At 61.8% G+C, this 12,962-nt stretch carries 13 protein-coding genes; 1 reads left to right on the top strand and 12 read right to left on the bottom strand.

The genetic code is table 11. The annotated features are described in order from the left end of the window. Position 1 precedes the first annotated feature (1 nt). From rpe to EOA13_RS14030, 8 genes are read right to left on the bottom strand one after another with little or no spacing between them, the layout of a single operon-like run. Positions 2 to 688, bottom strand: a complete 687-nt coding sequence (gene rpe / locus EOA13_RS14065; protein ID WP_127293356.1) for a ribulose-phosphate 3-epimerase — start codon at positions 686 to 688, stop codon at positions 2 to 4. 60 nt (positions 689 to 748) lie between these two features. After that, positions 749 to 1,687, bottom strand: coding sequence for a CbbX protein (gene cbbX / locus EOA13_RS14060; protein WP_127293354.1), 939 nt, complete (start codon positions 1,685 to 1,687; stop codon positions 749 to 751). A gap of 7 nt (positions 1,688 to 1,694) precedes the next feature. After that, a complete protein-coding gene (locus EOA13_RS14055) occupies positions 1,695 to 2,129 on the bottom strand; it encodes a ribulose bisphosphate carboxylase small subunit (protein WP_013532057.1) in 435 nt (144 codons plus the stop codon). Positions 2,130 to 2,147: 18 nt separating this feature from the next. Further along, positions 2,148 to 3,641, bottom strand: coding sequence for a ribulose-bisphosphate carboxylase large subunit (locus EOA13_RS14050; protein ID WP_013532056.1), 1,494 nt, complete (start codon positions 3,639 to 3,641; stop codon positions 2,148 to 2,150). Positions 3,642 to 3,662: 21 nt separating this feature from the next. Further along, positions 3,663 to 4,742, bottom strand: a complete 1,080-nt coding sequence (gene fba / locus EOA13_RS14045) for a class II fructose-bisphosphate aldolase (protein ID WP_127259704.1) — start codon at positions 4,740 to 4,742, stop codon at positions 3,663 to 3,665. A gap of 11 nt (positions 4,743 to 4,753) precedes the next feature. Continuing rightward, entirely contained in the window at positions 4,754 to 6,766 is a 2,013-nt protein-coding gene (gene tkt, locus EOA13_RS14040) for a transketolase (protein ID WP_127293352.1), read from the bottom strand. A gap of 10 nt (positions 6,767 to 6,776) precedes the next feature. Beyond that, on the bottom strand, positions 6,777 to 7,649 hold the full coding sequence (locus EOA13_RS14035; protein ID WP_127293351.1) for a phosphoribulokinase: 873 nt from the start codon (positions 7,647 to 7,649) through the stop codon (positions 6,777 to 6,779). A gap of 8 nt (positions 7,650 to 7,657) precedes the next feature. Beyond that, complete coding sequence (locus EOA13_RS14030; RefSeq protein WP_127293349.1) at positions 7,658 to 8,704, bottom strand: class 1 fructose-bisphosphatase; 1,047 nt, start codon at positions 8,702 to 8,704, stop codon at positions 7,658 to 7,660. 124 nt (positions 8,705 to 8,828) lie between these two features. Here EOA13_RS14030 and EOA13_RS14025 point away from each other — a divergent pair, with 124 nt between their 5' ends. Beyond that, positions 8,829 to 9,767 (top strand): LysR family transcriptional regulator, encoded by a 939-nt coding sequence (locus EOA13_RS14025; protein WP_127293347.1) that lies wholly within the window; start codon positions 8,829 to 8,831, stop codon positions 9,765 to 9,767. A 401-nt stretch (positions 9,768 to 10,168) separates the two neighbouring features. On the opposite strand, the gene EOA13_RS14015 is transcribed toward EOA13_RS14025, so the two are convergent. The 4 genes from EOA13_RS14015 to EOA13_RS14000 are packed head-to-tail and all read right to left on the bottom strand — an operon-like array spanning position 10,169 to position 12,958. Next, entirely contained in the window at positions 10,169 to 10,798 is a 630-nt protein-coding gene (locus tag EOA13_RS14015) for a hypothetical protein (protein WP_127293343.1), read from the bottom strand. Then, entirely contained in the window at positions 10,798 to 11,634 is an 837-nt protein-coding gene (locus tag EOA13_RS14010) for an ABC transporter permease (protein WP_164780069.1), read from the bottom strand. Before EOA13_RS14010 ends, EOA13_RS14015 begins: the two co-directional genes overlap by 1 nt. A 35-nt stretch (positions 11,635 to 11,669) precedes the next feature. Further along, entirely contained in the window at positions 11,670 to 12,458 is a 789-nt protein-coding gene (locus EOA13_RS14005) for an ATP-binding cassette domain-containing protein (RefSeq protein ID WP_127293339.1), read from the bottom strand. Between the two features lie 56 nt (positions 12,459 to 12,514). Beyond that, positions 12,515 to 12,958 carry a hypothetical protein gene (locus tag EOA13_RS14000; RefSeq protein WP_127259695.1) on the bottom strand — a complete coding sequence of 148 codons (444 nt, stop codon included), beginning with the start codon at positions 12,956 to 12,958 and terminating at the stop codon, positions 12,515 to 12,517. Positions 12,959 to 12,962 lie beyond the last annotated feature (4 nt).

Raw genomic sequence — 12,962 nt, 5'->3', positions numbered from 1 at the left:
TTTATGCGGCTTTCCGGATCGCACCGTCGGCCGTCTGTCGGATGGCTCCAATGTTGGCGCGATAGGCCGCCTCGGTGCCGCCCTTGAACACGGCCGATCCGGCGACCAGCACATTGGCGCCGGCCGCGGCGACCAGCGGGGCGGTTTCGGCCGTGACGCCGCCATCGATTTCGATGTCAATCGGGCGGTGGCCAACCAGTGCCTTGATTCGCCTGATCTTCTCGATGACCGCGGAAATGAAGGCCTGGCCGCCAAAGCCTGGATTGACCGTCATCAGAAGCACCAGGTCGAGCCTGTCGAGCACATATTCGATGGCGCTCTCCGGCGTCGAAGGATTCAGTGATACGCCGGCCTTCTTGCCGAGATTTTTGATCGCCTGCAGGGAACGATCGAGATGCGGCCCGGCCTCGGCGTGCACCGTGATGATGTCGCAGCCGGCGTCGGCGAAGGCGGCCAGATAGGGGTCGGCCGGCGCGATCATCAGATGGCAGTCGAAGACTTTGTCCGTTCGGTCGCGGATCGCCTTGATCACCGGCGGACCGAAGGTGATGTTGGGCACGAAGTGGCCGTCCATCACGTCGAGATGGATCCAGTCGGCACCCGCCCGCACGACAGCTTCGACCTCGTCGCCGAGCCGCGAGAAATCCGCGGAAAGCACGGAGGGTGCGATGATTGTCCTGGTGACCATGGTCGTCGTCTCCAATTCTGTCTGCGGGTGTTGGTCGCTGCGCCAGCCGGCTCCATCCTGTCAGCGCATCTTCGTCTCCGGTTCGCCTTCGAGTTTCCCTTCGGCGAACACGCGGCTGCCGCGAATGTCGGATTCCTCGATGGTGATAAGATCGGCCTTGGTCAACACCCGGCTGCGCGATGCGAAAAGCCGGTTGGCCTGGCGCAGCCGTGCCCGATCGAGCCCATTGCGGACCGAACGCGCGTTGGAGAAATGCGGCAGCCTCATGCGGATCGGAAGATACTCTTCGAGCGCACGGGATGCCGCCTCGCTGAGGCGATAATTCTGCTCCGCGAGCATAATCTCGGCGATCGATTTCAGTTCGCTGACACCGTAGTCGGGGAAATCGAGATGGTGGGCGATGCGCGAACGCATACCGGGATTGCTGTCGAAGAAGCGGTCCATCTTGTTCTTGTAGCCGGCAAGGATCACAACCAGATCGTCACGGTTGTTCTCCATGCACTGCAGCAGGATTTCGATCGATTCCTGGCCGTAGTCGCGTTCGTTCTCGGGCTTGTAGAGATAGTAGGCCTCGTCGATGAAAAGCACGCCGCCCATGGCACGCTTGATCACCTCGCGGGTCTTGGGCGCGGTGTGGCCCACATACTGGCCAACGAGATCGTCGCGTGTCACGGCGACCATGTGGCCTTCGCGGACATAGCCGAGACGATGCAGGATTTCGGCCATCCTCAGCGCCACGGAGGTCTTTCCGGTGCCGGGATTTCCCGTGAAATTCATGTGCAGCGTCGGGGCGCCCGAGGTCAGCCCGAACTTGCGGCGAAGCCGGTCGACCAGGAGGAGAGCGGCGATCTCGCGGATGCGGGTCTTGACCGGCTTCAGGCCAACGAGTTCTCGGTCGAGCTTGTCCATCACCTCGTCGATGTTGGACGCCTCGAACTCGGCCTGCAGATCAACCGTCGCGTCCTGTGCGGCAGCGTCCTTGGTCATCGCGTTCAGCATGGTTCGGCTAGCTCCGCTCGCCCTCGGGCCTGTCGGTCGCATAAGGCACGATCGAATAACCCTGGCTGCGGCCGTCGCGCTCCTGGCGCAGCAGCCGGAACCCGGGTTCGCTGGGCGGCCGGTTGACAATGAACGACATGCGCGGCGCTTCCCAGCCCTTGGTCGAATCGAAGGCGGTCACCCGCACATACATGTTCGGACAGGCTTTCCGGCAAGCGTTGACCTCGAGCAGTATGCCCGCCGGGTCTTTCAAGTCGAACATCGGGTTGCCGTACATTTCCCAGTAGGTGTTTCGCGGATGCGGATCGTCCGTGTACTCGACGCTGACCGCCCAATGGTTCTTCAGCGCGTATTTGATCTGCGCTGAAATCTGCTCGTCGGTCAGGTCGGGCAGGAACGAGAACTGTCCCTGCGTGACCTTGTTTCCCGGATTGGTCATCATGACGACGGTTCCTTTCGTCTAGAAGCTGGGCGTTGCGGTTGGCACGAAGTCGGCCGTGTCGGTCGATTCGTAGTTGAAGGTGACGTCCTTCCAAGTCTCCAGGGCAGCCTTCAGCGGCGTGCACCATCTGGCCGCCTGTTCGAGGATCTTGGTTCCTTCGCGCAAATAATCGCGCCCCTCGTTGCGGGCCAGGATCATCGCTTCCAAGGCGACGCGATTGGCCGTCGCGCCTGCCTGGATGCCGTCCGGATGGCCGATTGTGCCGCCGCCGAACTGCAGGATGACGTCCTCGCCGAGATAGTGGATCAACTGATGCATCTGGCCGGCATGGATGCCGCCCGAGGCGACGGGCATCACCTTGTTGAGCGAGGCCCATTCCTGATCGAAGAACAGCCCGGTTTCGAGGTTCTGCGGCGTGCGCTCCTCACGCAGCGTGTCATAAAATCCCTTGATCATGAGCGGATCGCCCTCCAGCTTGCCGACCACCGTGCCGGCATGGATGTGGTCGACGCCGGCCATGCGCATCCATTTGCAGATGACGCGGAAATTCATGCCGTGGTTCTTCTGGCGCGAATAGGTCGAGTTGCCGGCACGGTGCAGGTGCAGGATCATGTCGTTGCGGCGTGCCCACTTGGCCATAGATTGGATCGCCGTGTAGCCGATGACGAGGTCGATCATGACGATGCAGGAGCCAAGCTGCTTGGCGAATTCGGCGCGCTCGTACATCTCCTCCATCGTGCCGGCGGTGACGTTGAGATAATGGCCTTTGACCTCGCCGGTGGCAGCCGACGCCTTGTTCACGGCCTCCATGCAGTAGAGGAAGCGGTCGCGCCAGTGCATGAAGGGCTGCGAGTTGATGTTCTCGTCGTCCTTGACGAAATCGAGGCCGCCCTTCAGCGCTTCGTAAACGACGCGCCCGTAATTGCGGCCCGAGAGGCCGAGCTTCGGCTTCGTCGTAGCGCCGAGCAGCGGCCGGCCGAACTTGTCGAGCCGCTCACGCTCCACCACGATACCGGTCGCCGGCCCCTGGAAGGTTTTGAGATACGCGACCGGGATACGCATGTCTTCCAGCCGCAGAGCCTTGACTGCCTTGAAGCCGAACACATTGCCGATGATCGAGGCGGTCAAATTGGCGATCGAGCCCGGCTCGAACAGGTCGAGGTCGTAGGCGATGTAGGCGAAGTACTGTTGTTCGGTTTTGGTTCCGGGACCGGTGTTCGGCACCGGCTCGGATCTGAACGCCTTGGCGCGATAGAGCTCGCAAGCGGTCAGCCGGTCGGTCCACACCACGGTCCACGTCGCGGTGGAAGATTCGCCGGCGATGGCGGCCGCCGCCTCCTCGTGGTCGACACCGGGTTGCGGCGTGATCCGGAACATGGCGATCAGATCGGTTTCCTTGGGCCTGTAGTCAGGCTCCCAATAGCCCATCTTCTTGTAGGGGATGACCCCTGACTTGTAGCGTTCCTTGCCTTCCTTGAGCGTCCCCGCTGGCAGTATGTCGATCTTGTTCATGACAGGTCTCCTGTTTGTTGCTCAGGCGGCTTTCGCGGTTGCGATATGGGGGTCGAGTTTTCCCGCGGCATAACGTTTCGCCATCTCGTCCATGGCGATGACCTTGATCTTCGAGGCGTTGGACGCCGTACCGAAACGCTCGAAGCGGTCCCGGCAGAGATCGCGCAAGGCATCCATGGCGGGTTTCAGGAATTTGCGGGGATCGAACTCGCGCGGGTTTTCCGTCGCGACGCGGCGGAACTGCCCGGCCATGGCCATGCGGCAATCGGTGTCGATGTTGACCTTGCGCACGCCGTAGCGGATGCCGCGCTCGATCTCCTCGACCGGAACGCCAAAGGTCTGGGGCATCTCGCCGCCATATCTGTTGATGATGTCCTGCAGCTCCTGCGGCACCGAGGAAGAGCCGTGCATGACCAGATGCGTGTTGGGCAGCTTCTCGTGGATCGCCTCGATCACCTGCATGGCCAGGATGTCGCCGTCCGGCTTGCGGGTGAATTTGTAGGCGCCGTGCGAGGTGCCGCAGGCAATCGCCAGCGCGTCGACCTGGGTTGCGGTCACAAAATCGACCGCCTGATCTGGATCGGTCAAGAGTTGGTCGTGAGAGAGCGCGCCCTCGGCGCCGTGGCCATCCTCCGCCTCGCTTTGGCCGGTTTCCAGCGAGCCGAGCACGCCCAGTTCGCCTTCGACGGAAGCGCCGACCCAATGCGCCATGCGTGCGACGCGTTCGGTTATGGCGACGTTGTAGTCGTAGCTTGCCGGCGTCTTGGCGTCCGCCATCAGGGATCCGTCCATCATCACTGAGGTGAAGCCGTGGCGGATCGCGGAAAGGCAGGTGGCCTCGCTGTTGCCGTGGTCTTGATGGATGCATAGCGGGATGGCCGGGTGGATTTCGGTCAGCGCCTCCATCATCTTGGCCAGCATGATGTCGTTGGCATAGGACCGGGCGCCACGTGAAGCCTGGATGATGACTGGCGCGTCGCAGGCCTTGGCCGCCTCCATGATGGCGAGGCCCTGTTCCATGTTGTTGATGTTGAATGCCGGAACGCCGTAGCCGTGCTCGGCGGCATGGTCGAGAAGCTGGCGAAGGGTGATGCGAGCCATTGTGAATCCTCCTAGATGATGAGCTTCAGCGCCGCTGCAGCAACCGCTTCGGACGTTATGTTGAAATGCCGGTAGAGGTCGGGGGCAGGGGCGCTGGCGCCGAAGCCGGTCATGCCGACGAAAGCGCCGGTCTCGCCGATCCAGCGGTCCCAGCCCAGCCGGGCTGCCGCTTCGACCGCGACGCGCGGCGCCGAGCCGAGAACGGCCTTGCGGGTGGCGCTTTCCTGCTCCTCGAAAAGCTCCCAGCACGGCATCGACACGACGGCGGCGGCGACGCCATGCTCGGTCTCCAGCCTTTCGGCGGCAGCAACCGCGATCTCGACTTCCGAGCCGGTGGCGATCAGGGTGACGGCGCGGTGCTTTGCCGGCTCGCGCAGGACGTAAGCGCCCTGGCAGGAGCGGTTCTCGTCACTGTGCGACCGACGCAGCATCGGCAGGTTCTGGCGCGACAGCACCAGGACGCTCGGCCGATCCTTGCTCTTTAGCGCGAGTTCCCAGCACTCCGCCGTTTCGATGACATCCGCCGGGCGGAAGACGTTGAGACTAGGCGTGGCACGCAGCATCGCAAGGTGCTCGACCGGCTGGTGCGTCGGGCCGTCCTCGCCGAGGCCGATGGAATCGTGTGTCATCACATAGATGACGTGCTGGCCCATGAGCGCCGAGAGCCGCATCGCGCCGCGCGCATAATCGGCGAAGCACAGGAACGTACCGCCATAGGGCACGAAACCGCCATGCAGCGCGATGCCGTTCATGGCGGCCGCCATGCCGTGCTCACGAATGCCGTAGTGAATGTAGCGGCCGGCATAATCACCCGGCGCAATGCGGTTCATGCCCTTGGTGATCGTCAGATTCGAATGCGTCAGATCGGCCGAGCCGCCGACGGTCAATTCCGTTACGCCGTTGATGGCCTCCAGCGCCATTTCGGAGGCTTTTCGCGTCGCCACCTTGGTTGCCTTCTCGACATGTTCGCGGCGAAAGGCGTCGAGCGCTTCGAAGACCGTGTCGGGCAGTTCGGCGGCGACGGCGCTCTCGAAAGCCTCGCGCCGCGGCGAGGCCACAAGCCGCTGCTCCCAGCCGCGCCGCATCGCTTCGCCGCGACCGGCAATCTCGCGCCAGGCGAAGAGGATATCATCCGGCACCTCGAACGGCGCGTGGGCCCAGCCGATGTTTTCGCGTGTCGCGGCGATCTCTGCTTCACCCAGCGGTGCGCCGTGCGTCTTCTCGGAACCGCCGAGATTGGGGGCACCCATGCCGATCACTGTGCGGCAGGCAATCAGCGATGGTCGATCCGACCGCCGCGCCGCCTCGATTGCCGCGGCGACTGCCTCCATGTCGTGGCCGGCGACGCTTTGGACATCCCAGCCGGCGGCCTTGAAGCGCGCCGGCTGGTCCATCGACGTGGAGAGGGAGGTCGGCCCGTCAATGGAAATCGCATTGTCGTCCCAGAAGACGATCAGGCGGGAAAGCCTCAGGTGACCAGCGAGGTCTATCGCCTCGTGACTGATTCCCTCCTGAAGGCAGCCATCGCCCGCAATCACATAGGTATAATGATCGACCAGATCGGCACCGTGGCGGGCGGCAAGCATGCGTTCCGCCAGCGCCATGCCGACCGCCGTGGAAATGCCCTGTCCGAGCGGTCCGGTGGTGGTCTCCACGCCAAGCGCATGGCCGTATTCCGGATGCCCGGCGGTGCGGCTGCCCAACTGCCGAAATCGCTGCAATTCCTCGACCTGCATGTCCTCATAGCCGAGCAAATGATGCAGCGCGTATTGCAGCATCGAGCCATGGCCGGCTGAAAGCACGAAACGGTCACGGTCGGGCCAGTCCGGCCTCGACGGGTCGATATTGATGAAGCGGTTGAACAGCACCGTTGCGACATCGGCCATGCCCATCGGCATGCCAGGGTGTCCCGAATTCGCCTTTTGGACACTGTCCATCGCCAGTGCACGAATGGCGTTCGCCATGTCACGCTCCGATACAGGAGCGGTTGTGGTGACGGGCTTCAGTGCTGTTTGGCTGGTCATTGCATCCTCCTCACGACACACGGCTCTTGCGTTCAATCAATTGCAGGATGAGCGGCGTCAGGATCAGCTGCATGGCAAGATCGAGCTTGTTGCCTGGCACCACGATGGAATTTGGCCGCGACATGAACGAGTCGTGGATCATCGACAGCAGATACGGAAAATCGATGCCGCGCGGATTGGCGAAGCGGATAACCAGCATCGATTCGTCGGGCGTGGGAATCCAGCGCGCGATGAACGGGTTGGACGTGTCGACGATCGGCACGCGCTGGAAGTTGATGGCGGTCTGCGAGAATTGCGGGACGATGTAGCGGACATAGTCGGGCATCCGGCGCAGGATCACGTCCATCACCGCCTCGGTGGAATAGCCGCGGGTCGAACGGTCGCGATGGATCTTCTGGATCCATTCGAGATTGATGACCGGCACGACGCCGATCTTGAGATCCGCATGCTTGGCCAAATTGATCGTGTCGGTGACGACACAGCCGTGCAGCCCCTCGTAGAAGAGCAGGTCGCTGGGAGCGAATTCGCGCCATTCGGTAAAGGTTCCCGGTGGCGTGCCGTGCTGCTTTTCCTCTTCCTCATCATGAATGTAGGTGCGGGTCTTGCCGGTTCCGCGGCGGCCATATTCCGCGAACACCTCTTCGAGAATTCCGAGTTCGTTGGCCGCGGCATTGAAATGGGTGAAGTTCGGGTTGCCGGCCTTTTCCTCCTCGGCCACCTTTGCCTTCATCGCCGCGCGGTCGTAGCGGTGGAAGGCGTCGCCTTCGATGAAAGCGGCCTCGATGTTCTCGCGCCGGAAAATCAGCTCGAAGATGCGCTTGACCGAGGTCGTGCCGGCGCCCGATGACCCGGTAATGGTGATGATGGGGTGCTTGGCTGACATGGCGCTGCTCAGGCTCTGAACAGGCCGCGGCGGCTGAACAGCGGCGCACGCTCACCGATGTTGCTCGGCTCTGTGTGGTAGCGGGCGATGCGCGCGACTTCCCGCGCCGACCCGAAGATCATCGGCACGCGCTGATGCAGGCTCTCGGGTTCGATTTCCAGGATGCGGTTGATCGCATCGGTGGCGGCACCGCCAGCCTGTTCTATGAGATAGGCGATCGGGTTGGCCTCGTAGACGAGGCGCAGCCGTCCCTGACCATAGCCCTTGCGCCGATCGCCGGGGTAGAGAAAAACGCCGCCGCGCATCAATATGCGGTAACAGTCGGCAACCAGAGAGGCGATCCAGCGCATGTTGAAATCCTTCTCGCGCGGTCCTTCGGTGCCCTCCAGGCAGTCGTCTACATAGAGCCGCACGGCCTCGTCCCAGTGCCGGTAGTTGGCGGCGTTGATGGCGAACTCCTGAGTGCGTTGCGGAATGATCCGGCTTTCATAGGCCTGGACGAAGGTTCCGAGCCTTGTCGAGAAGACGAAGACATGCGTGCCGCTGCCGAGCGACAGGACGAGTGCCAGCTGCGGCCCATAGATGAAGAAACCGGCGCCTAGCTGGTTCACGCCCGCCTGCAGGAAAGAGGCGGCCGGATCAGCGTCCGGCGCGCCAGTTGCGGTCAGGAGCGAGAAGATCGTTCCGATCGACACGTTGGTGTCGATGTTGGAAGAGCCGTCGAGCGGGTCGATCGCAATAGCGAGTGGCGCTTGCCTGTCGAGCAGGACTGGCTGCTCCAGCTCCTCGGAGGCGTAAAGCGCGACCGGTGCGCGGCGCATGGCGTCGAGGAAGATGTCGTCGGAGAAGACGTCGAGATCCTTCTGGACGTCGCCATCGGCATTGGCGCCACGGGTTTCGGCAAAGGCGGCGCCGAGCACCCCTTGATTGATGGTGTTGCGGACCTTGATGGCGGCCTGTGTCAACTGACGGACGGTCGTCACAACTGCCGAGCGGAATTCGTCAGGCTGGCCGAGATAGGAGTTCAGAAAAGCGTCGAGCGTTGCCGCTGGCATCGTAACCTCCCGGTCCGGCCGCATCTCCTCGGAGCGGCTGGACTGGAGGAATGGAAACAAACGTCGCGAGATAAGTAAAATTCAATAACTTTACTTAGCCACTAAAAATAATTTAGTATGCGGCATGAGGAACCTCACGCTCAAGCATTTCAAGACCGTCCAGGCAATCATCATGTGCGGCAAAATTGTCAGCGCGGCCAAGATGTTAGGCCTGTCTCCTCCAGCGCTGACAATCCAGTTGCGGCAAGTGGAGGAAGAATTCCAGCTGGCTCTGTTCGACCGAACATCGGACGGCATGCGTCCCACTGCCGCAGGTCTGGCTTTCGTCGAGACGGCGCAGGCTATCGATGAGCATCTCGGTTTGCTCGAAGACAAGATGGACGCCATCAAGGGCGTGCGCACCGGCAGCCTGAGGCTCGGCGTCGTTTCCACCGCAAAATATTTCGCGCCGCGGCTGATGGCTGCATTCATGAAGGATCATCCCGACATCGACATGCGGCTTGCCATCGGCAATCGTGCCCAGACGATCGACAACCTCAGGAACCACGACATCGATATCGCGCTGATGGGGCGTCCGGCGAAAGAGGTTCCGGTGCGCGCTTCGGTCTTCGGCGATCATCCGCTGGTCATCATCGCGCCGCCCGACCATCCGTTGGTGGCGGCGCGCGATATCTCCAAGGAACGGATCGCGGAGGAGCATTTCCTTATTCGTGAGCCCGGCTCTGGAACCCGCATCTCGTTGGAAATATTCCTGAGCGACGTGCCTGGGCGCATCGACGACCTCGGTGTCGAGATGGCCTCAAACGAAACGATCAAGCAGGCGGTGATGGCTGGTCTCGGCATCGCCTTCATCTCTGCCCACACCATCGCTGCGGAAACCGAAGCAGGCCGGCTTGTCATCCTCGACGTTGTCGGCATGCCGATCCGCCGGCAATGGTTTTCGGTGATGCGAACCGATCACGCGATCTCGCCGGCCATGGCCACGTTCAACGATTTCCTGATGCGCAAGGGCGCGACGTATCTGCCCCTTTTCGGAAAGCTGTATCCAGACAAGGCGGGATGACATTGCACGAACGCAACGGATGAAAGCCCGGTGGAGAACGCTCGCGATCGTTGGTGTTATAAGCAATATGTTATGTTGCAGTGCGAAAGAGCGGGGGCCACGTCCTTTCACACCCGTAAGCGATCCGTATGTGCACCCCCTGCAGAAACCTCCTGGGTAGGGTTCGGGAATTCGATGGGGGGCAATGCTTTACACACTCGTTATGATGGTCTGCCTGACGGATGTACCGCGGACCTGCGAACAACGCGAACAGATAGTAGACGGTCTGGCGATGAATCCCGGGACTGCCTTCATGCAGGCGCAGCCGCTGGTGGCGAGGTGGATCGAGACCCATCCCGGTTATTTCGTGCAGCGTTGGCGTGTGCTGCCTGGCAGAGAGTCGTGAGACAGGCGGTCAATGTCTATTTCTTCACGACGAGCGTTTCCGAGACGGTCTTCGACAACTGGTAAAGCCGCTGCTCGATTATCGTGGGCACATCGCAGACATAAGTCAGCGACTGGACGCGTTCGGTGAAAATTCGCGTCGCGAAATTCAGCTGGTCGGTTCGCCGTTCGACTTCGTCCGGATCCGCATCGGCCTTGGCGCGCAGCGCGTCGACTTCGGATGCTTCCTTGCGCAACTGCGCCGCCATTTCGAGCTGTTTGTGGGCATAGCGGGAGATGCCGGAGATCACGTGCGAACGCTCGGCGTCCATATGGTCGAACAGTCCCTGCACCAGCATCGCCATTTTTGGCGCAACCTGCTCGGGCGGCAGGGAAGTCGCGAAATCCTTGATCTCTTTCTGGGCTTCGGCAATCGGCGTCCGCCGGGCCGCCACCGCCTCGACAAGCGCCGACACACGGGCATCCTTCGCCCAATCCTTCGCGGTCGCGGGAAGCTCCGGCCCATTCCAGATCTGGCCAAGCGAGAGCTGTGGCACCTTACGCTGCATGCAAGGCCAGTCGGGATCGGTGTTTGCCGCGCCGGCGCCTCCCATCGAGGCAAGCGTGGCGACCACAACGAGAGTGTGAACAAGTCTCATTCGCGCCATCAGGCGTTTCCTCCCATGTCCTGCTTGCGGATCACCAAACCGCGCGAAGGGTCGTATGCGATGATGGCGCCGCCCAGAAACAGCAGCGTGCAGCCGGCGACGACGCCCAGCGACAGCCATTCGATCTGCCCGTAGAAGGCAAAGCGGATCAGTTCGACGGCATAGGTGAACGGGTTGCAGAGGCAGATCTTGTAGAGCAGCGGGCTCGCCTCCTGGATGCGCCACAAGGGATACAGCGCCGGAGACGCGAAATAGCCGGGAAAGATGACGAAGTTCATGATGCCGGCGAAGTTTTCAAGCTGCTTGATCAGCGAAGACAAGAGCATGCCGAGCGCGCAGAGCATCATGCCCGACAGGAACAGTGCCGGCAGCACATAGAGGTAGCCGAGTGGCGGCGCCTTGACGCCCCACAACCAGGCAACGATCAGGAACGCGTAGACCTGCACGATCGATACGGCCACCCCGGCGAGCATCTTCGACACCAGCAGGAACCAGCGCGGAAACGGGCTGACCAGCAGGATGCGCATGTTGCCCATCTCGCGGTCGTAGACCATCGACAGCGAAGACTGCATGCCGGAAAACAGCAGGATCATGCCGCAAAGGCCCGGTGTGATATAGACCTCGTAGAGCACATAGGTCTTGTAGGGCGGGATGATCGACACGCCGAGCACCTGGCGAAAGCCGGCGGCGAAGATGAACAGCCAGACGAGTGGCCGGACCAGCGAGGAAATGAAGCGTTCGCGCTGGTGCAGGAAGCGCAGGCACTCGCGCAGGACGACACCTTTCAGGCAAATGAGATAGTGGCGCAGGCCGAATGGCTCAGACTGCACCGGCATGATGCCGACGACCTTTCCGGGCATCGCAGGAGCGCTCATGGTGACGTCTCCGCCAGGCCCGCCGCATCGACGCGGCTGAGCTTCGAAAAGGCTTCACGAATCGAATTTCCGCCGTTCGCGCGGATCACATCCGACACCTTGCCGCTCGCGACCAGGTCACCCCGCCGCAGTATGACGACATGGTCGGTGTCTTCGACTTCGTCGATCAGATGCGTGGCCCAGAGCACGCCGATGCCCTCTGCCTGGACGAGCTTGCGGATGGTGTCGAGGATGCCCGCGCGAGACTCGATGTCGAGGCCGACGGTCGCCTCGTCAAGCAGGAGCAGGGAAGGTCGGTGAAGCAGCGCCCTGGCGATTTCGATGCGCCGCATCTGACCGCCGGATAGGCTGCGTGCCTTGTCGTGCTGGCGGCCCTGCATGTCGACCGTTTCAAGCAGCGCAGCAATGCGCTGGCGAGCTTCGCGTCCGCCAATGCCATGCAGCGAGGCGTGGTAGGAGAGATTCTGGTAGACGCTGAGGTCGAGGTCGAGCGTGCGTGCCTGGAACACGATGCCGACGCGTCTGAGTGCTTCGCCGGACGCGCGGCGAATATCATGGCCGAAGATGCGGATCGATCCGTGACGCGTGTCGTAGAGGTGGCTTATCAGTGAGAACAGCGTTGTCTTGCCGGCCCCGTTGAGGCCGAGCAGAACGGTGAAAGTCGCCGGCGCGATCGAAAAGGAGACGTCGTTGAGCGCCCGCTTCTGGCCATAGGAATGGCTGACGGCGCCGACATCGAGCGCCGCCACCTCTTCTCCCGGTCCGTTTGTCCTCATATGCTGCATGCCGGGTCGCTCCTTCAGGACGCGTTGGCTATCTGGCGCCCCTGGTCGCCTTTGTCTCACTTGATCGTAATCTTGCCCTTCAGTCCCTTGTCGGCAAGGTCGGGAACCGACCAGGTATATTCGCCCGGGCGAACGGTATGGAACTGCACCTGGATCGTTCCCGCGTCGTCGAATTCCAGCCAGGCTGGTCCGCCGTCCATATGCACTTCCAAATCGTTGATGACGATCTGGTCCATCCAGACATTGCGGAAGAGGTCGGTCACGAACTTGTATTCGAAACCGCCTTTGGAGGTGATCTTCCAGCGATAGCCCTGGCCGGCGATCAGCTCGAAATCCTTCTGATTGACGGCGTAAGTGGAATCGGCCGAACCGATAATCAATTCCGGCAGGTTCTTGCTGGCACGCGACGGTTTTGGCGTTGCATCGTCGGCATTTGCTCCGATCGGAGCAAGGACAAATCCGGCGAGTGCGGCGAAGAAAAACCTGCGGCAAAGTTTCATGTCT

It is taken from the genome of Mesorhizobium sp. M7A.F.Ca.US.011.01.1.1, assembly GCF_003998295.1.
Classification (GTDB): Bacteria; Pseudomonadota; Alphaproteobacteria; order Rhizobiales; family Rhizobiaceae; genus Mesorhizobium.
The sequence above is the reverse complement of the archived record's forward strand: the minus strand, read 5'-3'. Positions and strand labels throughout refer to the sequence as shown.